Genomic DNA, 22,985 nt, shown 5'->3' with positions numbered 1-22,985 from the left:
AGCCCAATAATCGTCACTCCGCCGGACGGACCGTGATCCGCCCGGTGGTCTGGCGGGCGAAGAAGCGCGGCTTGTACATGTCCTCCACCGTGGCGCCCGGCAGTTCATAGGTGCCGGGGGTGATGGCGCGGACGATGAAGGCCAGCTTGAAGCTCTGCTGGTCCTCCGTCAGGTCCACCGCGGCGACATAGCGGTCGTCGCGCGCCTCGGTCGTCCGGGTGAAGCTGAGGTCGCCCAGCCAGGGCATCTCCTCCGGCGTGCCGCCGCCGAGCTTGGCGTTCTCGATCTCCCAGCCCGCCGGCAGCGCGTGGGTGACCATGCCCTGATGGAACAGCTTGGTGTTGGCCTCGCCCTCCAGCACGACGACGAAGACGTCGTTCTGCTTGATGGTGTCGAGATTCAGCACCTCGCCCTTGCGGGTGAAGAAGTTGCGCTTGATGCGCAGCCCCTCGCGCGCCGCCGGCTGCGGCGCCACCGGCACGCCGGACAGCGACACCGCCTGCCACACCGCCGCCTTGCCGGAATTGGCGACCGGGATGCCGGCCTGGAGCTGGGCCGGCGTCGGGGTCAGGTCGACCCGCGCGCCGTCCTTCCTGGCCCCGCCCAGCGTCACCTCGACCTTGGCCGGCGCCCCACGCAGCAGCGCGTCGGCGGCCAGCACCGACCACGCCTTCTCCTGGGTGTTGGTGCGGTTGGCGGCGGTGGCCGAGGCCGGCAGGCGGTCGATCAGCGCCGGGATGCGGCTGCCGGCCATGTTGACCTCGGTCATCAGCGCCACCAGAGCCGCGGCGTCGCGGACGGTGGAGCCGTAATCGACATGCCATTCCTCGCGCGCCAGATGGCCGACCGCGCTGTCGAAGGCGCCCGCCGCCCGCTCCTGGTCGCCCATGCGGGCCAGCGCCGCGCCGAGCTGCCCCTTGGCGAGCGGCGTCGGCAGCTTCTCCAGCGCGGTGTCGTACAGGTAGCGCGCCGGCCCCGGCAGCGACACCCCGGCCAGCGCCAGCGTGTGCAGGGCATAGGCGCGCACCGCCAGATCCCCCGGATCCGAGGCGCTGGCGATGGCGCGCTGGCGCAGCCAGCCGAGCGCGTCGGTCAGCGGCTTGTCCGGCACCGCCTCGCCCTTCTGCTTGGCACGGACCAGGAACTCGGTGGCGTAGGCGGTCAGCCAGCCGTCGGCCTCGTCATGGGCGCCCCACAGGCCGAAGGCGCCGTCGAAGCGCTGCTTGTCCAGCGTGCGGGAGACCGCCTGCTGGACACGGCTCTCCAGCCCGTCATCCGGCTTGCGGTCCTTGCCCAGCGCCAGCTCGACGTCGCGCACCACCAGCAGCGGCAGGGCGCGGCTGACCGTCTGCTCCAGGCAGCCGAACGGGTAGCGGTCGAGCGCCCGCAGGATGCCGCCGACATCGAAGGGCGGCGCCGTGGTGAAGCTGGCCGACCAGCTGGTAGTGCCCGGCAGATAGGTCGCCAGCTCGGCGCCATCGAAACGCACGCTCTCGCCGGGCGCGATCTGGCGGGTGACGAACTGGGTCTCCACCGCGCGGGCCGGCCGCACCGTGATGCCGTACTCGTGGGTCAGCGCCAGGTTTTCCGGCCCCTTCACCGCGACGGCGACATGGCCGATGCCGGCGGCGACCCCCTTCAGCGGCACCACCAGCGTCTTGCGCTCGCCCTTCGCCAGCGGAACCGACAGGGTGCCGCCCTCGACCGACACCGCGTCCCGGGCGGTGACCGCGACGTCATAGGTGCCGGCCGCCGCCTCGACATTGTGCAGCGACAGCGTGACCCGGCTGTCGTCGCCGGGTGCCAGGAAGCGTGGCAGGATGGCGTCGGCGACCAGCGGGTCGCGCACCGTCACCGGCCCGGCGGCGGAGCCGACCCGGCCACGGCTGTAGGCCACCGCCATCAGCCGCAGCTCGCCGTTGAAGTCCGGCACGTCGAAACCGATGCGGGCGGTGCCGTCGGCGCCGACCTTGACCGGTCCCTGGAACAGCGAGACCACGGTGAAGGGCACCACCGGCAGGCCGGCGCCGCTGGAATCGCCGCCCTGGCGCATGGCGCCATAGGGACCGTCGAGCGGGTCGATCAGCCGGCCGTAATCGTCGCGGATGTCGAGCCCGAGCCGGCGCTTGCCGAAATAATGCTTCTCCGGCTGCGGGCTGGCGAAGTCGGTCAGGCGCAGGATGCCCTCATCGACCGCGGCCAGCGTGACATAGGTGTCCTCCATCGCCCCGCCATCGGCGGCGGCGACCTTCACCCCGACCTCCAGCCGGCCGCGCGGACGGATCACCTGCGGCGCGTCCAGCGTGACGGCCAGCGTGCGCACCGACGGATCGACGCCGACCCAGGCGACGCCCATCGCCCGCACCGGCTGGCGCTCACGCCCCTTGACCGGCGGACGGTAGGCGGTGGCGGTGACATAGGCGCCGGGTCCCCAGGCGGCATCGACAGGAATCTCCACCGTCGCCCCGTCGGCCGGAACCGAAATGGTGCGCACATCGAAGATGCGGTCGGTCGCCACCGTCACCAGCAGTTCGCCGGCAAACGGCGGAGCGACGCGGACCCGCGCGGTCTCGCCCGGCTTGTAGGACTGCTTGTCGGTGGAAAGCTGGAGCTTGTCGGGGATGTCGGCGGTCTCGTCGCCGCTCGCCCAGCCGGAATAGAAGCGGTAGGAGCTGGCGACACCCGCCGCCTTGTCGGTCACCTCCAGCCGGTAGCGGCCGAAATCCCGCTTGCCCAGCGCCACCACCGCCGGCTTGTCGGCGCCGACATCGACGGTTCCCGACGCCAGCGGCACGTCGCGCACGGTGGCGTTGTAGCTGTAGCGACCGTCGCGGCGGAACCAGACGAAGGAGACCCGCTCCTCGACCAGTTCCCACTTGATGCCGGGCTTGGCGACGGCGCTGCCGTCCGGCGCCACGGCGACGAGGTCGAAGGCGGCTTCGGCGCCGTCCCCGACGCGCCCGTCGGAGAAGCGCGGACGCAGGCCCAGGGCGTGGGTCTTCGGCCGCACCGGGACCGACAGCGATTTGTTGACCGGACGCCCGCCCGGTTCGGACAGGGTGACGCGGATGTCGGCGCGCAGCGGCTTGCTGGTGTCCGGCACCTCCGGCAGGGTCACGGCGACATGCGACACGCCCTGATCGTCGGTGGTCGGAAATTCGAGCGGGTCGAGCCGCTCGGTCGGATTGTCCTGCACCCGGCCGAAGCGATAGTCCTTGAAGGCCGGATAGGGCATCGGGTCGGTCTTCAGCGCCACCTCGGCGGTGCCGTCGAGCCCGGCGGCCGGCGGGCCGTAGAGGAAGCGGCCCTGCGCCGTCACCTCGAAGGGCTGGCCCGGCACCAGGATCGGCGCGCTGGCGGTGAGGTCGAGCGCCAGCTTGACCGGCACGAAATCCTCGACCTGGAAGGAGCCGCGGCCGATCGGCTCGCCCTTCGGATCGCTGTAGACCTGCACCTCCCAGCCGCCGAGCGGCGCGGTGCGGGTCAGGGTCAGCGGCAGGAAGAAGCCGCCGGCCTCCCGGCCCTTCAGGGCGGCGCTGTAATATTCGGTGCCGCTGGGCCGCAGAACCTTCACCGTCAGCGGGAAATCATTCACCGCCTCGGTCTTGTCGTCGCGCAGCAGGATCGACAGGTTCACCGTCTCGCCCTGGCGGTAGACGCCGCGGTCGGCATAGACGAAGGCGTCCATCGGCCCCGGCGCCGGACGCCCGCCGACCCCGCGGTCGCTGAGGTCGAAGGCGGCGCCGGTCAAATCCTGCATGGCGAAGTCGCCGCCGAGATAGGCCATCGCCATCTCGGGCGCGTTGCCGCCGGTCTTCAGCAGGCCGGGGGCGAAGCGGGCGCGGCCGAACTCGTCGGTCCTGGCGCGGGCCAGTTCGGAATTGTTGCGGGCGATCAGCGCCACGTCGACCCCCGGCAGCGGCTTGGCGGTGCCGAAGGAACGGGCGAAGACGGTCAGCCCGTCGGCGCCGCGGAAGCTGGTCAGGCCGATATCGGACAACAGGACCCACTGGGTCGCCAGACCTTCCCAGCGGTCGGCCTCCTCGACGTCGTGCGGACGGGCGGTGACGACATAGAGGCCGGCCTTGGGATCGTCACCCACCGCCTGGCGGAACGGGATGGCGGCGGTGGTGTCGCGGTTGCGCTCCCCCTTCACCTCCAGCGAGCCGGACCACACCAGCTCGCCATTCTCCTGGGCCAGCCGGTCGGCGGAATAGCTGGTCAGCTCGTTGAAGATGTTGCCTTCATACTTGTTGGACACCAGCGCGCGGTCGGCGATGCGATAGACCGAGATGTCCAGCCGGTCGGTGTTGACGCTGACCACCGGGATGCCGTCGGCGCCCTTGCGCGGCAGGATGTAGGCGGAGCCGCGGAAGGCCGCCATCGCGGGCCGGTCGGGCACGCGCACGCGCTGGGTCTCGTCGGCCTTCAGGTTCACTCCGTCCTCGCCGGGCAGCCCCTGGCGCAGGGTGACGGTGTAGCCGGCGCCATGGGTGACGCCGCTCAGGCACAGGTTGGCATCGCGCGCCTCGATGGCGATCTTGGTCGGCGGTTCGATGCGGATGTAATCGTCGAAACGAACCCCCTCCTTGCCGCTCAGGCGGTCATTGAACTGGAAACAGACGCGCGGGCTGCTGCCCTCGGCATTGACGGCGACATTGGTCAGCGCCAGCCCGGCCTTGCGGCGCATGGCGACGATGCGTTCCTCCAGCTTCGGCGCCTGGACATCCAGCGTCGCCGCCTCCAGCTTCGGCGCCAGGTCGCGAATCGCCTTCAACGCCTTCACCGCCTCGTCCGGCTTGCCGAACGCCTCGTCCATCAGGGTGGCGATGCGCCAGAGGATGGCGACGCGCTCCTCGTCCTTCGGGTTGAACTGCCCGGCCATGACGGCGCTTTGCAGGGCGCGGTCCTTGTTGGGCGGGGTGGCGGCCTGCCAGGCGGCGCTCAGCTCCAGCCAGACCGACGGCGAGCCGCCGCCCTGGGTGATGGTCTTCTCGTAGGCCTGGATGGCGCCGGCCATGTCCTTGCGGTCGCGGGCGGCGCGCGCCTGCTTGAGCAGATCGGCGATCACCTGCGGCTTGGGCTGCGGCGGCGATTTCAGCAGCAGGCCATTGGCGTAGGCGGTGGCGTCGGCCAGCGCCCCCGGCGGCGTGTAGTCGGCCCGCACCGGAGCGGCCGCGAACGCCATCACCACGAGGACCCAGAGCAGCGTCAGCAGCCGAACCATGATGTCGCCTTATCACCGTGAGCGGGAGCGTTCCGGTTATAGCCCTGATAATCAGGCGGTTGCGATAGGCGGAAGCGCCGATCCCCCGTTCGGCCGTATCGGTCCCGGACATCCCTCCATCGCCGCACCTCCACCGGCACTTGTCCGTACGCGGTGGATCGGGTAACGATCTGGCAATCGGGGGCTGCGAAACGATCACGAAACGATGCTGGCATGGTGCCGCGGGCTGCATGAACGGTGGGGGCTGGCGCTTGCACTCGCGCTCGGCCTCAGCCTGTTCGTCCGCCTCGCCGCACCCTATGCCGGCGCCGCCGACCGCGACGGCTATGTCGCGATCTGCACCGGCGGCGAAATCGTCTATCTGCCGGTCGGCCAGGACGGGATGCCCCTGCCGGACGGCAAGGCCCCCGAAAAGTCCGACATCGCCCCGCTGCAACTGCCCTGCACATGGCTCGGCCAATATGTCGCCCTGCTGCCGGCGCTGGCGATGCTCGTCCTGCCGGCGGGGCGGCCGCTGCCGCCGGAACAGGCCCGGCCGGACGAACCCCACCATCCCAAGCCCCGGAAGCCCTTCCAATCGCAAGCCCCGCCATCCGGTCGCCATCCGACGCTCTGAACCGCCCGCCCGCCGGGCGAGCCGCATCGCGACGACCGAATGGACCCGACATGACGCAAATTCCGCAAGGCGGAGCCATCGGCTCCGCGCTTTACCGCGCGCTTTGGCGCTGGCATTTCTTCGCCGGCCTGATCTGCGCCCCCATCGTCATCCTGCTGGCGGTGACGGGGGCGATCTATCTGTTCAAGGATGAGATCAACGACGGGCTGCATCGCGACCTCCGCATCGTCGCCCCCCAAGCGGCGGAACGGCTGGCGCCGTCCGCCCTGGTCGCCAAGGCGCTGGAGGCCCATCCCGGCACGCTCAAGGGCTATACCCCACCCGCCGCCGCCGACCGCGCCGCCGAGGTGAAGATCGTCGGGGACGACGGTCTGAAGGACACGATCTTCGTCGATCCCTACAGCGGCCGGGTGCTGGGCAGCCTGTGGGACGGCGGCGCCGCCGGATCACCCTCCATGTATGTGGTGCGCAAGCTGCACAGCCTGCAATATGCCGGCTGGTTCGCCGAGCGCGTCGTCGAGGGCGTCGCCGGCTGGATGGTTCTGATGGCCGCCTCCGGCATCTATCTGTGGTGGCCCCGTGATCAGAAGGGTGGCCAGAAGGGTGGTGTCCTCACCGTGCGCGGGCGGCCGGGCAAGCGGATGTTCTGGCGCGACCTGCATGCCGTGACCGGCGTCTTCGTCAGCCTGTTCATCGTCTTCCTGGCGATGACCGGCCTGCCCTGGTCGGGCTACTGGGGCAAGACATTCTACCGCGCCGCCTACGCGGTCGGCATGGGCATGCCGGACGGCTATTGGGACAAATACCCGGTGTCCGCCGTGCCGCTGAAGGACACCATCGACCATGCCCCCTGGATCGTCGAAAACCAGCCGACGCCGCTCTCCACCGCCTCGGCCGGCGTTCCGGCGAAGCTCGACGACGTGGTGCGGACGGTGGAGGGGCTGGGCATGGCCCCCGGCTATGCCGTCGTCATCCCGACCAAGCCGGACGGCGTCTTCACGGCATCCGTCTATCCCGACGACATCACCAGGGAACGGGTGGTCCATCTCGACCAGTACAGCGGCCAAGTGCTGTTCGACATGCGGCTGAAGGATCTGGGCCTGTTCGGCCGGCTGGCGGAATGGGGGATCAGCATCCATATGGGCCAGGCCTTCGGGCTGGCGAACCAGCTGGTGCTGCTCGCCGCCCTGACGGCGATGGTCGGGCTGGTGGTGTCGGGCCTCGTGATGTGGTGGAAGCGCCGCCCGGCCGGCACGCTGGGCGCGCCGCGCCTGCCGGCCGGGGTCGGCGTGCCGAAGGGGCTGATCGTCATCGCCATCGCCGGTGGCCTGTTCTTCCCGATGGTGGGGATTTCGATGATCGTCTTCGCCGTCTTCGAGGCCGCCAGCCAGGGCGCCCGCGCGCTTCGGACGGCCTGACCCTCGCCCGTCAGGGGGAAGCCGGAAAGGCGCCGGCTTCCAGGGCGCCGCCGACGAACGCCCGCTCGGCAAGGCTGCGGTGGCGGTCGCGGTGGCGCAGCAGATGGAAGGGCCGGGCCGGCAGTTCCAGCCCCTCCAGCGCGACGATCCGCCCGGCGGCCAGATCCTCGGCGACGATCAGGTCGGACAGCACGCTGGCCCCGACACCGGCCAGCAGGGCCGCGCGGATCACAGCACCGCCGGGCAGGGTCATCGCCACCTCCAGCCCGCCCGGATCCAGCCCCATCCGGTCCACCGCCGCCTCGAACAGCGCGCGGGTGCCGGAACCGGGTTCGCGCAGAATCCAGCGACCGGCCGCGATGTCGTCCGGTCCGACGCGCCCCAGGCGGGCCCAGGGATGCCCGGCGCCGACCACCAGCCGCAGCCGGTCGCCCTCGATCGGCTCGCCGATCAGCGCCGAATCGCTCACCGCCCCCTCGACGATGCCCAGCTCGGCCCGGCCATCGCGCACCGCCTCGGCCACCTGTTCGGTGTTGCCGATCGACAGGTCGACCCGGATGCCGGGATGGGCCGCGGCGAAGCGCAGCAGCCGCGGCGGCAGCCAGTGGCTGCCCACCGTCTGGCTCGCCGCCAGCCGCAGCAGGCCGCGCGACAGGCCGGACAGCTCGAACAGCATCGTCCCGGCCTCCTCGACCTTGGCCAGGATGGCGCGGGCCTGCCCATGCAGCAGCCGGCCGGCGGCGGTCAGCTCCACCCGCCGGCCGATGCGGTCGAACAGGCGCAGGCCATGCTCCGCCTCCAGCGCGGCGATGGCGGCGCTGACCGCCGGCTGCGACAGGCGCAGCGCCTCGGCGGCGCGGGTGAAATGCAGCATCTCCGCCACGGTGGCAAAGATGCGCAGTTGCTCCAGCGTCACGCGAACAGCCCGGTGAAGGGCAGGAAATCGACCAGATCGCCCGGCCGCACCGCCGTCGCCTCCGCCGGCATGTCGACCAGCCCGTCGGCCTCGACCATCGAGGTCAGCACGCCGGAGCTGTTGCTGGGAAACTTCACCGCCAGCGGGCGGCCGTCGGCCCCGCGCTCCAGCCGGGCGCGCAGGAATTCGCGCCGCCCCGGCTTCTTGGTGAAGGTGAAATCGGCGACCACCAGACTGCGCGGCGTCGCGATGCCGCTCGCCCCCGACAGGCGCAACACCAGCGGACGGCCGACTAGCAGGAAGGTCACCATCGCCGACACCGGGTTGCCGGGCAGCCCGAGGAAGGGCGTGTCGCCGACCCGGCCCAGCGCCAGCGGCTTGCCCGGCTTGATCGCCAGCGTCCACAGGTCGATGGAGCCCAGCGCGTTGACCGCCGCCTTGACATGGTCCTCCTCGCCGACCGAGACGCCGCCGCTGGTGACGATCAGATCGGCGGTGCCCGCCGCCTCGGCCAGGGCGGCGCGGGTGGCGTCGGGCCGGTCGGGCAGGATGCCGAGGTCGCGCACCTCCACCCCCAGCGCGTCGAGCTGGGCCGCCAGCGTGTAGCGGTTGGCGTCATAGATGGCGTGGTCGGGCTTCGGCGTCCCCGGCTCCCGCAGCTCGTCGCCGGTGGAGAACAGCACCACCGTCAGCCGCTTGCGCACGGTCAGGGCGGAGCGGCCGACCGCCGCGGCCAGCCCGACCTCCTGGGCGCGCAGCCGCTGGCCCGGATGCAGCACCACGGCACCGGCGGTCATGTCCTCCCCCGCCGGACGGACGTTGGTTCCGCGCTTCAGCGAGGAAGGGACGAGGACGACGTCGCCGTCGGTCCGGCAATCCTCCTGCATCGCCACGGTGTCGATGCCAGCCGGAATCGGCGCGCCGGTGAAGATGCGCACCGCCTGACCGGCGGCGACCACCCGGTCGAAGGTGGAGCCGGCCGGCACCCGCCCGACGATGTCCAGCCGCCGGAACCCCTCACCGGCGGCGGCGGCGAAGGCCCAGCCATCCATGGCGGAGACGTCGGCCGGCGGCACATTGACCGGAGCGACCACCTCCTCCGCCAGCACGCGGCCCAGCGCCTGGCGCAGCGGCACCTCCTCCGTCCCGGTCACCGCGCCATACCCCTCGGCGACGCGCGCGACCGCCTCGTCGAGCGACAGGGGGATGGGGCCGTGTGCGGAGCAATCGTCCATGATCTCGATGTCCTTCATGCGGTAGGCCGGCAAGGCGCTGGTTCGATGCGGATATGACGCGCATCCGACAGGCCCGGCCGGTCGGTGTCCTTCTAGGCCCAACTGCAACGCGGGACTTTGATCGGCGTCAAGCCCCCGTTCGCCGAATTTCATTCCTCCGGCAGCCGCTCAGGCCGTCTCCGCCCGCAGCCAATCCAGATAGGCCGGGTTGCCGCGCCCCAGCGCCAGCTCGACCACGCGGGGCGTGTCGTAGCTGTGCGGGTCACGCAAGGCGGGCGGCCAGCCGCTCCTCCACCAGAAGGCGGCCGATGCGCAGCGCCTCCCGCTTCGAGCCGGCGGTGATGTGGGCGAGGACGAGATCGTCGCCGCGGATTTCCGGCATGGGGAAGCCCCCTCCTTTTCGCTGCATCTGTATCGCGCTTTCGCGTAGGATGCCCGCAGTTTGCCACAGCCCCCGCAAGAGTCGCCCCCCGATGGCCAAGTCCCGCCGCTCCTCCTCCCGCAGCGCCCCGTCCGACGTCCAGGGGGCGTGGCTGCGCCGCGGTCTGGACCAGCCGGGCGGCAAGCTGCCGCTGTTCGACGAACGCGGGCAGCGCGTGAAGAAGGCGACGGTCGAGGCCTGCCTGAAGGCCGGCTGGGCGGAACGCTGGTTCGAGAATCCGCTGAAGCCGGATTGGCTGGTCTGCCGCCTGACGGAAAGCGGACGGACGATGATGACCGGGCATGGCAATGGCGACAGCCTGCCGGCCGGCGAGTCGGAGGAGGACGCGCGCCAGGGCGCGCTGATCTGAGGATCACGCTGAATCGGGTCGGTGGGGTGGACCGGCGGACGGGCCGGTCTATTGCGCCGCTTGCGCCATATCGGTGTCGCGGGTGATCCGCAGTTGGCGATCCACTTCGGCCTGGAGCTGGCGCGGGGTCACCGGCTTGTGCAGGATCGCGACGCCATGGGCCGAGGCGTCGGCCAATGTCTGGGCGCCGGTCTCGCCGGTCAGGATCAGGGCGGGCACCTCCGCGCCATAACGCTCGCGGACCCGGCGGATCACCTCGGTGCCGACCCGCCCCTCGCGCAGCCGGTAATCGGCGATGACGATGTCGGGCACCCGGTCCAGCGCCTCCAGCCGGTCCATCGCCCGGTCGGCGCTGTCGGCGGCGGCGACGCGGAATCCCCATTCGGTCAACACCGTCTGCAACCCCAGCAGCACCACCGCGTCGTCATCGACCAGCACGGCCAGCCGCGGCCGGTCGATGGCCGGCGGCCTGTCCGCCCCTCCCGCCCGGCCCGCCAGGAAGCGGGCCGGCGCGAGCGGCACCAGGACACGGAAGGCGGAGCCCTGCCCCTGCACCGACCGCACCTCCACCGGATGATCGAGCAGTTGCGACAGCCGCCGCACGATGGCGAGCCCCAACCCCAGCCCGCGCAGCCGGTCGCGCTCCGGATTGCCGACCTGATGGAATTCCTCGAAAATGCGGTCGAGATGTTCGGGCGGAATGCCGATGCCGGTGTCCTGCACCTCGATGGCCAGCCGCTCACCATCCGGCCCGGCATCCAGGCGGCAACGGACGCGGATGGCGCCGGCTTCGGTGTAGCGCAGCGCGTTGTCGACCAGATTGCGCAGCAACCGCATCAACAGGCCGCGGTCGCTGCGCAACACCGCCTCGCAGCTCTCCACCCGCCAGATCAGCCCCTTGGCGGTCGCCTGCTCGCCATAGGCGGCATCCAGCGCATCGGTGAGCTCGCCGACCTCGAAGACGTCCAGCACCGGCGTCACCACCCCGGCCTCCAGCCGCGACACCTCCAGCAATCCGTCCAGCAGCCCCTTCATGGTGTCCAGCCCCTGGTCGAGCCGGGACAGCAGGTCGCGCCCGCTGTGGTCGCCGACATGGCGCGCCAGCGCCGCCGACAGGAAGAACAGGGCCTGGAGCGGCTGGCGCAGGTCATGGCTGGCCGCGGCGAGGAATTTCGACTTGGCGAGATTGGCGCGCTCGGCTTCCTCCCGGGCGGCATCGCGCTCCGCTTCCAGCGACTGAAGGCGATGAATGAGTCTCATGCTTCGACCACGGCTCTCACAGGGAATGGCGGGGGTCCCGAAGGCACCCCGTTTCCATTTTCAAACAGAACCGGGGTTAATGTTAAAGTTCATTAACCATAACTATGCTGCAACGCGCAACCCCTCCCAGGCATATGCGCCGCATGGGCAGGGTCCGTAAAGAAAAGGTTAATGTCGGCACATATGCGAAAGCCCCGGCAATCATCCGGGGCTTTCCGCAGTCGGGCAAAAGAGAGGCCGCGGCTGGAGCGGCCGGGGCAAGCCCTTCGATAGGCGGCCCCTTTGATCTCCAGGGGCTCAGAAACCGCGACGCACCGCGTTGTGGATCTCGCCACGGGTCAGGCCAATGTCCGACAGTTCGGCATCGGACATTTGACGCAGCTCACTTTCCGCACGGTGAAGTTCAACCCGGTCGCGCACCCAGTGAACGACGCGCAGCATGAAGGTGCTTTCCTTTGTTCCGGTTGCGAACATTTCGCCGGACGTGGCATTTGTAGAAGAGTAGGCCATGACGATCTCCCGATTTCGATCTTGATTACATGGCGCCATTTTGCCTTTCGCGACCATGAAATCAATGACCCACCCCCTGCGATGGGACGGCGTCAGCCCTGCGCCTATGCGATGGAAAGCCGGTATGCGAATGAAGGGGGGGCGGGGCGGCTGCCCTCCTTGGCGGCACCGGGCGGTGGCGCCCAAAAATGCATCCACATGAAATCTATTTCAAATAGCATGAATGTGACTTTGTTCGTCACAACTTATTTGTTGTTCCGGCATTCTCGCGCAAGAAGATTGTAGGGGGTTCACAACCTCAAAAAAGGAACCGACATGGATGCCGCCCCGTCCCGGGCGCTGAAGCTCCTGGTCTCCGCCGGGATCCTCGCGCTGCCGCTGCTGACCTCGGCCTGTATAACGCCGATTGAGCCGCCGCCCCTCTACAAGAAAGCCCCACCCAACCCGGTCTTGCCGTCGTCGGCCCAATGCCCGGCGTCAGCCCCGAACGCGGTTTGGACCGATGAGAGCAAAACGGCGATCGCGTTGTGCGGCGCCACGGTGCCGAACAGCGACACCTCGAAAAAAGAGACCTCGAAAAGCGCGCCTCTCGTCTCGTTCCTCGGCATTCCCTATACGGCGGCACCGCCGACCCCACCCAACCGCTGGCGCCCGAGCGAGCCGGCGTCCTGGCCGCCGTCCCCGGCCGTCGCGGCGGTGAACATCCAAAGCCAGTGCATGCAGAAGCTGGAGAGTTGGGACCAGCCGCCGACGGACGAGGACTGCCTGTATCTGAACATCTGGGCGCCCTCCGACAAGCTGAACAGCCCGTCGCCCGATCTGCCGGTGATGGTGTTCATCCATGGCGGCGCCTTCGTCGCCGGATCCGGCGGCATGCCGGTCTATGACGGCGCGGCACTCGCCCGCAAGGGCGTCATCGTCGTCACGCTGAACTATCGGCTGGGCGCCTTCGGCTTCATGGCGGCCAAGGTCGAACCCGGCCCGGCCAAGAACAACCAGACCCCACGCCCCCCGATCGACATCAACGGCAATTTCGGCCTGATCGACCAGCGCAATGCGATGACCTGGGTCCAGCGGAACATCGCCAGGTTCGGTGGCGATCCGCAGAAGATCACCCTGTTCGGCGAAAGCGCCGGCGCCATGTCGACCGGTATCCACCTGTTCTCGTCGCCGGCCAGCTCTTCGCTGTTCCGGGCGGCGATCATGGAAAGCAATCCGGTCGGCTCGCTCTACCGCACGCTGGAACAGGCCCAGGCGCAGGGCGGGAACTTCATCACCTCGCTGTGCCAACGCTTCGACAACAACGCCAGTTGCGACGGCAACATGGAGTGGTTGCAGTCGGTATCGCCCGAAAAGATCCAGGCGGCCCAGAACGGCTTCCGGAATATCCAGGTGCCGGATGGCAGGAACCAGGTGCCCGACACAAGCGTGCTGAACGATTCGCTGACCTGGGCACCGAATGTGGACGGGACGCAGGTCGTCGCCCAGCCGCTGGCCGGCTATGCGCAGGGCATGCCGGTGAAGCCCTTCATGTTCGGCACCAACGCCAATGAGGGCGCGCTTTTCGCCGCGAAGATCGCCTCCAGCATACCCGGTGGCCATTTCGACAAACTCGAGTATGAGCTGGTGCTGGCCAATGTGATCCGGAGCAAGGAGATCCGGCAGCAGATCATCACCTACAAGAACACCGCCGGCCAGACCCCCTATTTCCCGCCGGCGCCACCGCCGCCGCCGTCCTATTACGGCAAAAACACGGTCACCAACTCGACCGCCCAGACCACCTATTCCCTGATCAACGATTTCGCCTTCCATTGCGCCAACCTGTCGATGGCCGACCAGGCCGCCCTGACCACCGCCATATTCAGTCCGAACACGCCGATCTATGGCTATTGGTTCTCCCAGCCGCCGGTGTTCGACATCTACAGGACGTCCCCGACGGACTATGTCGAGGCCTGCTTGCCCGGCAGCGGCAACGTGTGCCATGGTAACGAACTGCCCTACGTCTTCGGCACCCTGGACGCGCTGCCGGGCATGACCCCGGCGCCCGACGACCGGAAGCTGGAGACGGCGATGACCACGGTGTGGACCGATTTCGCCAAGAATCCGACCGCCGTGCAAGGTCTGGAACCCTACAATCAGGATCCCAAAAAGAAGACCGGCAAGGTGCTGAACGTCTTCAATGTCAGCGTCGAGGCCGTCAAGAGAAGGATGCCGGTTTCGGATTTGAACACCGCCGCCAATTGCTCCCTGTGGAACAAGGTCGGGGTCTATCCGCAGGCTGCGATCGGCATAGAAGAGACGAAGACCAGGAAGCACTGACCCGGAATTGCATCGTCCGACATCGATGACAGACGGTGAGGAGTAAAAGAAAGGGCGCGCGGGAAACTCTCCCGCGCGCCCCTTCCCTGGAGAAGCTTAAAGCTTACTTCACGCTCGGCTTGCGCGACAGGTTGTGGTGCGCCTCGATGTAGCGGACCGTGCCCGACTTGGAGCGCATGATCACCGAATGGGTGTAGGCGCCGCCGGGAATCCGGCGGACACCCTTCAGCATGGCGCCGTCGGTCACGCCGGTGGCGGCGAACATGACGTTGCCGCGCGCCAGCTCGTGCAGGCTGTACTTCTTGTCGAGATCGGTGACGCCCCACTTGGCGGCGCGGGCCTTCTCGTCGTCGTTGCGGAACAACAGGCGGCCCTGGAACTGGCCGCCGATGCAGCGCAGGGCGGCGGCCGCCAGAACGCCTTCCGGCGCGCCGCCGGAGCCGACATACATGTCGACGCCGGTGCCGGCCTGGCTGGTGGCGATGACGCCCGAAACGTCGCCGTCGTTGATCAGCATGATGCGGGCGCCGGCTTCACGGACGCGGGCGATCAGCTCGGCATGGCGCGGACGGTTCAGGATGCAGACCAGCAGCTCCTGCACCTCGGTGCCCTTGGCGGCGGCCAGCGCCTTCAGGTTGTTGGCCGGGGTCTCGTCCAGGTCGACGACGTTGTCCGGCAGGCCGGCGCCGACCGCGATCTTGTCCATGTAGACGTCGGGGGCGTTCAGGAAGCCGCCCTCCTCCGCCATGGCGATGACGGCCAGCGAGTTCGGGCCGCCGGTGGCGCAGATGGTGGTGCCTTCCAGCGGGTCGAGGGCGATGTCGACCTTCGGGCCGGAGCCGATGCCGGCGCCGACCTTCTCGCCGATGTAGAGCATCGGGGCCTCGTCGCGCTCACCCTCGCCGATGACGACGGTGCCGTCGATGTAGAGGGTGTTGAGCGCCTGCCGCATGGCATCGACGGCGGCCTGGTCGGCCAGCTTCTCGTCGCCGCGGCCCATCAGCAGCGAGGCCGACAGGGCGGCGGCCTCGGTCACGCGGACGGCCTCCAGCGCGAGGTTGCGGTCCATATGGGACAGATCGACATGCGTAGACGGCGTAGACATCGTGTGCTCCCCCCGACTCTTCGGTCGTATCAGGCTGTGTTTGGTTAGGTGGGAAACGGGGCAGGTCAGGACTGTCCTGTTCGGAAACGGGTCGGCTCAGAACTGCTCGATGCGGATCATCCGCGGCGGCTCCAGAACCGTGTCGCTGGCGGCGATGGTCGCAAGGGCGCGCCGCATGGACGCCTCGTCGGTGTCATGGGTGGTCAGGACCACCGGAACGCCTTCGTCCGGCGAACGGCCGCGCTGTAGGAACTGCTCCATCGAGACGCCCTGGTCGCGCATCGCCGCCGCGATATCCGCTATCACACCGGGGCGGTCCTTCACCATCAGGCGGACGTAGTACGCCCCGCGGCGCGCTTCCATCGGCGAGGGGGTGGAGGCGCCCAGAAGCCCGGCCGGAACACCGAAGGTCGGCGTCGAGCGCCCGCGGGCGATGTCGATCAGGTCGGCGACCACCGCCGACGCGGTCGGGCCGGCGCCGGCGCCACGGCCGACGAACAGCACCCGGTCGGCGAAGTCGGCCTGGGCCACCACGGCGTTGAAGACGCCGTCCACCGAGGCGATGGGGGCGGTCTTCGGCACCATGCAGGGATGCACGCGCTGCTCGATCCCGGCATCGGTGCGCCGGGCGATGCCCAGCAGCTTGATGCGGAAGCCGAGCTGGTCGGCATAGTCGAAATCGACCGCCGAGACCTGCCGGATGCCCTCGATGAAGACGGAGGCGAAATCGACCGCCGTGCCGAAGGCGACGGAGGCCAGGATCGCCAGCTTGTGCGCGGCGTCGATGCCGTCGACGTCGAAGCTGGGATCGGCCTCGGCATAGCCCAGCGCCTGGGCGTCGGCCAGCACATCGGCGAAGTCGCGGCCGGTGGTCCGCATCTCCGTCAGGATGTAGTTGCAGGTGCCGTTGAGGATGCCGTGGATCTCCGACACGCCGTTGGCGGCCAGCCCCTCGCGCAGCCCCTTGATGATCGGGATGCCGCCGGCCACCGCCGCCTCGAAGGCGACGGTCAGGCCGCCGGCTTCCGCCTTCCGGGCGATCCCGGTGCCATGGACGGCCAGCAGGGCCTTGTTGGCGGTGACCACATGCTTGCCGGTCTCGATCGCGGTGGCGACGGTGTCACGCGCCGGCCCTTCCGAGCCGCCGATCAGCTCGACCACCAGATCGGCGCCGGACTGGGCCGCCATGGCGACCGGATCGTCGAACCATTGGACCGCCGACAGATCGACGCCGCGGTCCTTGCCCTTGGAGCGGGCGCTGACCGCGACCACCTCGATCCGGCGGCCGCAGCGCCGTTCGATCAGCGAGGCTTGGGTGTCCAGCAGCTTCAGGACGCCGGCGCCGACCGTACCGAGGCCGGCGACGGCGATTTTCAGGGGGGCTTGCTGGGCGTTCGGCATCAGGCTTTCGCTTTCTCGGATTCCAGAAGGGCGGCGCGGGCCGCCGGGTCCTTGCTCGCCGCGACGCCACCGGCGTTGGAGCGGAAGAACTCCTTGATGTTGCGGGTCGCCTGACGGATGCGGTGGATATTCTCCACCATCGCCAGGCGGACATGGCCGTCGCCGTATTCGCCGAAGCCGATGCCCGGCGCCACCGCGACCTCGGCCTGCTGCAACAGCAGCTTGGAGAATTCCAGCGAGCCGAGATGGGCGAATTGCGGCGGGATCGGCGCCCAGGCGAACATCGACGCCTTCGGGCTGGGAACCTCCCAGCCGGCGGCGGCCAGACCCTCGATCATCACGTCGCGGCGCTGTTTGTACATGTCGCGCACCTGCTGGACGCAGTCCTGCGGACCGTTCAGCGCGGCGGCGGCGGCGACCTGGATCGGCGTGAAGGCGCCATAGTCGAGGTAGGACTTGATGCGGGCCAGCGCCGTGATCAGCGTCTTGTTGCCGGTGGCGAAGCCGATGCGCCAGCCGGCCATCGAATAGGTCTTCGACATCGAGGTGAATTCCACCGCGATCTCGCGCGCCTCCGGGATCTCCAGGATCGAGGGCGGCGGCTCGTCGTCGAAGAAGATCTCGGCATAGGCGAGATCGGACAGGATGTAGATGCCGTGCTTGCGGCAGAACTCGACGATCGGGCGGTAGAAGTCGAGACCGACCACCTCCGCCGTCGGGTTCGACGGGTAGTTCAGCACCAGCGCCAGCGGCTTCGGCACGCTGTGGCGCACGGCGCGCTCCAGCATGATCATGAAGCTGTCGATATCGGTCGACGCCCCGTTCTCCATGCCAACCGGCAGGTGGCGCACCGAGGCGCCGGCCAGGATGAAGCCGAAGGGATGGATCGGATAGGACGGGTTCGGCACCAGGATGATGTCGCCCGGGCTGGTGATCGCCTGGGCAAGGTTGGCCAGCCCCTCCTTGGAACCGATGGTGACGATGCACTCCGTCTCCGGATCGACATCGACGTTGAAGCGGCGCTTGTAATAGGCGGCATGGGCCTTGCGCAGGCCGGGGATGCCGCGGGAGTTCGAGTAGCGGTGCGTCTTCGGATCGCGCACGGCCTCGACCAGCTTGTCGACGATGTGCTGCGGGGTCGCCTGGTCGGGGTTGCCCATGCCGAGGTCGATGATGTCGGCGCCATTAGCTCGGGCTCGCGCCTTCATCGCGTTGACTTCGGCGAAGACGTAGGGCGGCAGGCGCTTGATGCGATGGAATTCGGTGTTGGACATGGACGCTCCGGAAGACCGCTCCGGTCACGCCACGAACCCAAGAGACCTGCGGACCGGGACTGACGTTCTACCGCCCCGACGCGACGGAAGCGAGGCAAATTTCGCGCTCCGGACCACAGCGGCCACGCTTGCTCCCCCGACTGGCCGGCGCGGCTCTCCCGGCCGGCCGGCCGAGCGATCCCCTCAACAAAATCGCGGTTAAACCTAACTGTGTCTTAACCGATTAGCTTTCATACCCTCGCAGCTCGGAACGGTCCTTAGGTGCCTGACGGCGACTCTTAGGTATTAATTTGCCCTGTTCTGGTGGAGAGATGACATGACCTCGCTTCTCAAGGCTGCCGACCGCCTGCTCGGCAACATGCGCTTCACGCGCAAGCTCGTGCTCGCCCTCTCGGTCCCGATGGCGGGTGTCGTGGTCCTGTCGTCCCTGCTGGTGTGGGAACAGCTCGAAGCCAGCCGCCGGGCCGCCGATCTCGCCGCCGTCACCCGCCTGTCGGTCGACATGACCAGTCTGGTGCACGAGTTGCAGAAGGAGCGCGGGTCCTCCTCCATCTTCCTCAGCGCCAAGCTGGACGAGGACCGCCGCCGCATGACGAATGTGCGGACGGCGGCCGACGCCAGGCTGACGGACCTGTCGCGGCAATTCGCCGACACCCGCATCCGCGACCCCCGGGTCGCCGGCGCGATGGGCGAGGCCCGCGACGCGTTGTCGCAGCTGGCGGCTTTGCGCTCCGGCGTCGACGGGCTGTCGCAATCGTCGATGGAGGTGGTCAAGAGCTATACCGTCATGATCCGCAAGCTGCTGGACGCCGCCGGACAGGCGCGCATCCTGTCCGACGACAGCGACCAGCTGCGCGCCGCCGAGGCCATGATCGCCCTGTCCGAGGCGAAGGAGCGGCTGGGCCAGCAGCGCGCCATCGGCGGCGCCGCCTTCCGCAAGGACCGCTTCCCCGCCGACGCCCATGAACGCTTCATCGAGCTGTCGGGCGAATACAAGGCGCTGACGATCGGGCTCAAGGCGATGCTGACGGCGGAGCAGGCCCGCTTCTACGACCAGACCCTCGCCGGACCGGCCATCGCCGAGGTGGAGCGGATGCGGCGGATCGGCATCGCGTCGGCCTATGGCGGCGGCGGCCAGGGCGTCGATGCCGGCACATGGTTCGACACCATCACCGTCACCATCGACATGCTGCGCGGCGTCGAGACCCGCGTGGCCGGCGACCTCATCACGCTGGCCAACCAGGACGTCCGGGAGTCGATGACCCGGCTGACCTGGATGGCCGCCGGTCTGGTGGTCCTGCTGACGACGATGACGGCGATCGCCCTGCTGGTCGCCCGCAACATCACCCGGCCCATCGCGCGGCTGAACGGCGACATGGCCCGGCTGGAATCGGGCGAGCGCGCGCTGACCATCGACGGCGCCGGCCGGGCCGACGAGCTGGGCGCCATGGCCCGCAGCCTCGACCAGTTCCGCCTGAGCCTCGCCGAGGCCGACCGCCTCTCCGCCGAGCAGCAGCGGCAGCAGCGGGAGCGCCTGCGCGAGGCCGAGCGGCTGGAACGGCTGGTGGCGGAGTTCGACCGCCATATCGAACGGATGGCCGAGGAGCTGGCCGGCGCCGCCGACGGCCTGCGCGGCAATGCCGAGCAGATGAGCGTCATCGCCTCCGACACCGAGCACCATGTGCTGTCGGTCGCCCACGCGTCGGAGGGGGCATCCGACAATGTCCAGGCCGTCGCCGCCGCGGCGGAGGAGCTGACCGCCTCCATCGCCGAGATCGGCCGCCAGATGGCCGGCTCGACCGAGATGGCGGAAAAGGCGGTCGGCGACGTCAGGCGCGCCGCCGACGTCATCGCCGCCCTCGACGACGCCGCCCGGCAGGTGGGCGAGATCGTGCGGATGATCACCGACATCGCCGGCCAGACCAATCTTCTGGCGTTGAACGCCACCATCGAGGCGGCGCGGGCCGGCGAGGCCGGCAAGGGATTCGCCGTGGTGGCGCAGGAGGTGAAGCAGCTCGCCAACCAGACCGCCAGGGCGACCGAGGACATCACCGCCAAGGTGTCGGAAATCCAGTCGGCGACCAGCCAGACCGTCACCGCCATCGGCGGGATCGGCGGCACCGTGACCCGGATCGAGGAGAACATCTCCGCCGTCGCCGCCGCGGTCGAGGAGCAGAACGCCGCCACCGCGGAGATCGGCCGCAACGTCCGTCAGGCCGCCGACGGCACCGGACAGGTCTCGCACAGCGCCACCCTGGTCGGCACCCAGGCCAGCCGCGCCGGCGCGATGGCGAAGGAGGTGCTGTCGATGGCCGACGCGCTGAAACACAACGCCGACGGGCTGCGCCGCGACGTCGCCGACTTCATCGCGAAGATCCGGGCGGCGTGAGCCGCTTCTCACCATTGCGGCGGACATGTATCCTGATGCGGCTCGTTTCCGACGCGGAGCCCCCTCGCGATGCCTGTTTCGCCGACCAACCCGGCATCCCCTTCCAGGGTGACGGCCACCGTTCAGGTGGAAGAGCTGCCTCGGACGATCATAGCCGCTCTTCCCAGCCCCCCCGCTGCCGGAACCCGCTTCCGCGTAACCATAGAGCCCGTCGAGGAAAGCGAGGATGAGCGGCGGATGTCCCTTCAGGAGGACATCGCCACGGGGCTTGAGGATGCGGCCGCCGGCCGGACGACGGACGGCGAACTGCTGTTCGAGCGCCTGATCTCCAAATACGCCATTTCCAAACACGACAAGACCGGTCAATCCGAGCAGGGGTGATCACCTGCCATGGCACGGCTGGAGTTCACCGCCGCCGCACAGGCCGATCTTGAAAGCATCGGCGACTACATCGCCCAGGACAACCCGATGGCGGCCATCCGCATGGTCCTGGACATCCGGGATCATTGTCGGAAGATCGCCGCCATTCCGACCTTGGGCCGGGTCAGGCCGGAGTTCGGCGCCGGCTTGCGCAGCTTTGCCGTCTCCCCCTATCTGATTGTGTACAAGGTTGAAGAGCCGGATCGCGTAATCGTCATCCGCGTCGTCCACGGCGCAAGGGACCTGCCACAGCTCATGCGGGACTGACCCTCCTCACCCCGCCCCGTCCGCCTTCGCGTATTTCCGCTTCGCCACTTCCAGCGAGGCGAGCAGTTGCCGGCCGGTGACGCCGCCATCGCCGCTGACGCGGCCGCTCATCACCGCCCGGATCGCATCGACATGGGCCTTGAACAGCAGATGCTCATCGGCGGTCACGGAGGACAGGCCGGTTCGGGTCGCCTCGTACAGCGATTTGGCGATGTGGGTGATCAGCGGATAGCCGAAGATGCCGCCCTGCCCCCGCATCTCGTGGGCGGAGCGGTTGAGCTGCGCCATCAAGGCGGGCACCGAGTCCGGCTCGAACCGCAGGCGGTCGATGCGGCGGCCCATCTCCTCCACCTCCGAGCCGATCCACACGGCGTAATCGCCGGCCCGGCTCTGGATCTCCTCCTCCGCGGCGGCCAGCACCTCGGGCGGCAGGGTCGGCACCGGATCGCGCGGGGCGAGCCCGGCCTTGGCGCCCAGCCGGTTCGGCAGGTCGAAATAAATAACCGGGAAACGGTCAATGCCGCGCGCCTTCGACGCGCTGTGCACCACCAGGATCTCCGACGGCGCGGTCATCCGGCAATCCATGGCGACCGGCCTGTCGGCACGGCGGCGGTCGGGGCCGAAATACCCCTTGGCCAGCACGTGGCGGCGCGGCCGGGCGATGGCGAACAGCAGCCGGCTGGCGATGGTGTGGGCGGAGAAGGGCTTGGCGATGAAGTCGGTGGCGCCGAGATCACGCGCCTGCTCGACATACTGGCGGTCGGCGGCTCCCGACAGCATCAGCACCGGCAGGAACTTGTCGGGACTGCGCGGGCTGGACCGGATCCAGCGCAGAAGCATCAGCCCGTTCACCTCCGGCATCACCAGATCGGACAGGATCAGATCGACCGGAGCGGTGCCCGGCGGCAGGGCGGCGCGGCGCTCCTCCAGCCAGCGGATGGCGTCGGCGCCGCTCGCCACCCCCTCGACCCGGCCGATGCCGATGGCGCGCAGCGTCGCGGCCAGGACGGCGCGGATGAAGGCGCTGTCCTCCACCACCAGGACCGAGAGAAGATCGAGCTTCGGCCGGGTCATCCCGCTCCGCCACGCCGAACGCGGCATATCCGCGCATTCACCCCCTCTTTCTGACACAGCCGCACCCGATTGGCGAGCGGCAAGCGGAACGGGAGACAAGCGTCCCCCGGCGCGGCTAACCTGCGCGGGCCGCGAGGCGCGACAACCATAAAACGGAGGAACCACCCGATGCCGCAACCCGATCACGTCATGGCCCTGCCCCTGCCGGAAACGCCCGATCTCGACGCCGACATGCGGGCCCTGTTCGACAAATGCACGGAGAAGCTGGGCTTCGTGCCCAACGTGCTTCAAGCCTACAGCCTGCGGCCACGCAAGCTGCGCAACTTCGCCCTGCTCTACAACGAGCTGATGCAGGGCGAGAGCGGCCTCAGCAAGCTGGAGCGCGAGATGATCGCCGTCGTCGTCTCCTCCGCCAACCATTGCTATTACTGCCTGGTCGCCCATGGGCAGGCGGTGCGCAAGCTGTCCGGCGATCCCGAGCTGGGCGAGATGCTGGTGGCCAATTACCGCGTCGCCCCGCTGGAGCCGCGCCAGCGCGCCATGCTCGATTTCGCCTGGAAACTGACCAGGGAGCCGATGTCGGTGGGCGAGCCCGACCGCGAGGCGCTGCGCGCCGTCGGTTTCAGCGCCGAGGACATCTTCGACATCGCCGACACGGCCGGTTTCTACAACATGTCCAACCGTCTGGCGACCGCGGTGGACATGATCCCCAACCGCGAGTACCACAGCCAGGACCGCTGAAGGCCGGAGGCTCCCGGCCTCG

Annotated in this window: 19 protein-coding genes; 8 read left to right on the top strand and 11 right to left on the bottom strand. The window is 69.0% G+C overall.

Annotated elements, in window-relative coordinates:
* Nucleotides 1-13 precede the first annotated feature (13 nt).
* Entirely contained in the window at nt 14-5,227 is a 5,214-nt protein-coding gene (locus tag AZL_RS05820; RefSeq protein ID WP_012973723.1) for an alpha-2-macroglobulin family protein, read from the bottom strand.
* Nucleotides 5,228-5,432: 205 nt separating this feature from the next.
* Here AZL_RS05820 and AZL_RS05815 point away from each other — a divergent pair, with 205 nt between their 5' ends.
* Together AZL_RS05815 and AZL_RS05810 are read left to right on the top strand one after the other, a co-directional pair.
* On the top strand, nt 5,433-5,843 hold the full coding sequence (locus tag AZL_RS05815; protein WP_042442618.1) for a hypothetical protein: 411 nt from the start codon (nt 5,433-5,435) through the stop codon (nt 5,841-5,843).
* 50 nt (nt 5,844-5,893) lie between these two features.
* Nucleotides 5,894-7,261, top strand: a complete 1,368-nt coding sequence (locus AZL_RS05810; RefSeq protein ID WP_012973722.1) for a PepSY-associated TM helix domain-containing protein — start codon at nt 5,894-5,896, stop codon at nt 7,259-7,261.
* 10 nt (nt 7,262-7,271) lie between these two features.
* On the opposite strand, the gene AZL_RS05805 is transcribed toward AZL_RS05810, so the two are convergent.
* The 4 genes from AZL_RS05805 to AZL_RS36880 form a co-directional block, all read right to left on the bottom strand.
* Entirely contained in the window at nt 7,272-8,177 is a 906-nt protein-coding gene (locus tag AZL_RS05805) for a LysR family transcriptional regulator (protein WP_012973721.1), read from the bottom strand.
* Complete coding sequence (gene glp / locus AZL_RS05800) at nt 8,174-9,430, bottom strand: molybdopterin molybdotransferase MoeA (RefSeq protein ID WP_012973720.1); 1,257 nt, start codon at nt 9,428-9,430, stop codon at nt 8,174-8,176. Before glp ends, AZL_RS05805 begins: the two co-directional genes overlap by 4 nt.
* Before the next feature lie 150 nt (nt 9,431-9,580).
* Nucleotides 9,581-9,682 (bottom strand): divalent cation tolerance protein CutA, encoded by a 102-nt coding sequence (gene cutA, locus AZL_RS36885; RefSeq protein WP_247894293.1) that lies wholly within the window; start codon nt 9,680-9,682, stop codon nt 9,581-9,583.
* Complete coding sequence (locus tag AZL_RS36880; RefSeq protein ID WP_247894292.1) at nt 9,675-9,794, bottom strand: divalent-cation tolerance protein CutA; 120 nt, start codon at nt 9,792-9,794, stop codon at nt 9,675-9,677. Before AZL_RS36880 ends, cutA begins: the two co-directional genes overlap by 8 nt.
* 91 nt (nt 9,795-9,885) lie before the next feature.
* On the opposite strand from AZL_RS36880, the gene AZL_RS05795 reads away from it, so the two are divergent.
* Nucleotides 9,886-10,203, top strand: coding sequence for a hypothetical protein (locus AZL_RS05795; RefSeq protein WP_012973719.1), 318 nt, complete (start codon nt 9,886-9,888; stop codon nt 10,201-10,203).
* Nucleotides 10,204-10,251: 48 nt separating this feature from the next.
* Here AZL_RS05795 and AZL_RS05790 read toward each other — a convergent pair whose 3' ends face one another.
* Both AZL_RS05790 and AZL_RS34050 read right to left on the bottom strand, forming a co-directional pair.
* The gene (locus AZL_RS05790; RefSeq protein WP_012973718.1) at nt 10,252-11,463 is read right to left on the bottom strand and encodes an ATP-binding response regulator; all 1,212 of its coding nucleotides are present in this window, start codon (nt 11,461-11,463) and stop codon (nt 10,252-10,254) included.
* A gap of 297 nt (nt 11,464-11,760) precedes the next feature.
* Nucleotides 11,761-11,973, bottom strand: coding sequence for a DUF1127 domain-containing protein (locus AZL_RS34050; protein WP_158305964.1), 213 nt, complete (start codon nt 11,971-11,973; stop codon nt 11,761-11,763).
* 315 nt (nt 11,974-12,288) lie between these two features.
* Here AZL_RS34050 and AZL_RS33290 point away from each other — a divergent pair, with 315 nt between their 5' ends.
* Nucleotides 12,289-14,292, top strand: a complete 2,004-nt coding sequence (locus AZL_RS33290; protein ID WP_012973717.1) for a carboxylesterase family protein — start codon at nt 12,289-12,291, stop codon at nt 14,290-14,292.
* A 103-nt stretch (nt 14,293-14,395) separates the two neighbouring features.
* Here AZL_RS33290 and glpX read toward each other — a convergent pair whose 3' ends face one another.
* The 3 genes from glpX to AZL_RS05770 form a co-directional block, all read right to left on the bottom strand.
* The gene (gene glpX, locus AZL_RS05780) at nt 14,396-15,397 is read right to left on the bottom strand and encodes a class II fructose-bisphosphatase (RefSeq protein ID WP_012973716.1); all 1,002 of its coding nucleotides are present in this window, start codon (nt 15,395-15,397) and stop codon (nt 14,396-14,398) included.
* Between the two features lie 96 nt (nt 15,398-15,493).
* Entirely contained in the window at nt 15,494-16,798 is a 1,305-nt protein-coding gene (locus AZL_RS05775) for a homoserine dehydrogenase (RefSeq protein WP_012973715.1), read from the bottom strand.
* Entirely contained in the window at nt 16,798-18,072 is a 1,275-nt protein-coding gene (locus AZL_RS05770) for an LL-diaminopimelate aminotransferase (protein ID WP_012973714.1), read from the bottom strand. The genes AZL_RS05775 and AZL_RS05770 overlap by 1 nt, the downstream gene beginning before the upstream one ends.
* 316 nt (nt 18,073-18,388) lie before the next feature.
* Between AZL_RS05770 and AZL_RS05765 the strand changes: the two genes are divergently transcribed.
* The 3 genes from AZL_RS05765 (at nt 18,389) to AZL_RS05755 (ending at nt 21,148) form a co-directional block, all read left to right on the top strand.
* Entirely contained in the window at nt 18,389-20,461 is a 2,073-nt protein-coding gene (locus AZL_RS05765) for a methyl-accepting chemotaxis protein (RefSeq protein ID WP_012973713.1), read from the top strand.
* 237 nt (nt 20,462-20,698) lie between these two features.
* Nucleotides 20,699-20,842, top strand: a complete 144-nt coding sequence (locus tag AZL_RS36875) for a hypothetical protein (protein ID WP_247894291.1) — start codon at nt 20,699-20,701, stop codon at nt 20,840-20,842.
* 9 nt (nt 20,843-20,851) lie between these two features.
* Nucleotides 20,852-21,148: a type II toxin-antitoxin system RelE/ParE family toxin gene (locus AZL_RS05755; RefSeq protein ID WP_012973711.1), complete on the top strand. Its 297-nt coding sequence runs from the start codon at nt 20,852-20,854 to the stop codon at nt 21,146-21,148.
* Between the two features lie 6 nt (nt 21,149-21,154).
* Here AZL_RS05755 and AZL_RS05750 read toward each other — a convergent pair whose 3' ends face one another.
* Nucleotides 21,155-22,222: a response regulator gene (locus AZL_RS05750; RefSeq protein ID WP_012973710.1), complete on the bottom strand. Its 1,068-nt coding sequence runs from the start codon at nt 22,220-22,222 to the stop codon at nt 21,155-21,157.
* 168 nt (nt 22,223-22,390) lie between these two features.
* Between AZL_RS05750 and AZL_RS05745 the strand changes: the two genes are divergently transcribed.
* Nucleotides 22,391-22,963 (top strand): peroxidase-related enzyme, encoded by a 573-nt coding sequence (locus AZL_RS05745; RefSeq protein WP_012973709.1) that lies wholly within the window; start codon nt 22,391-22,393, stop codon nt 22,961-22,963.
* The last annotated feature ends 22 nt before the right edge of the window (nt 22,964-22,985 follow it).

This window comes from Azospirillum sp. B510 (assembly GCF_000010725.1).
In the GTDB taxonomy this organism is placed as follows: Bacteria; Pseudomonadota; Alphaproteobacteria; order Azospirillales; family Azospirillaceae; genus Azospirillum; species Azospirillum lipoferum_B.
Note: the sequence above shows the minus strand (reverse complement) of the source record. Positions and strands in the feature narration are given on the sequence as shown.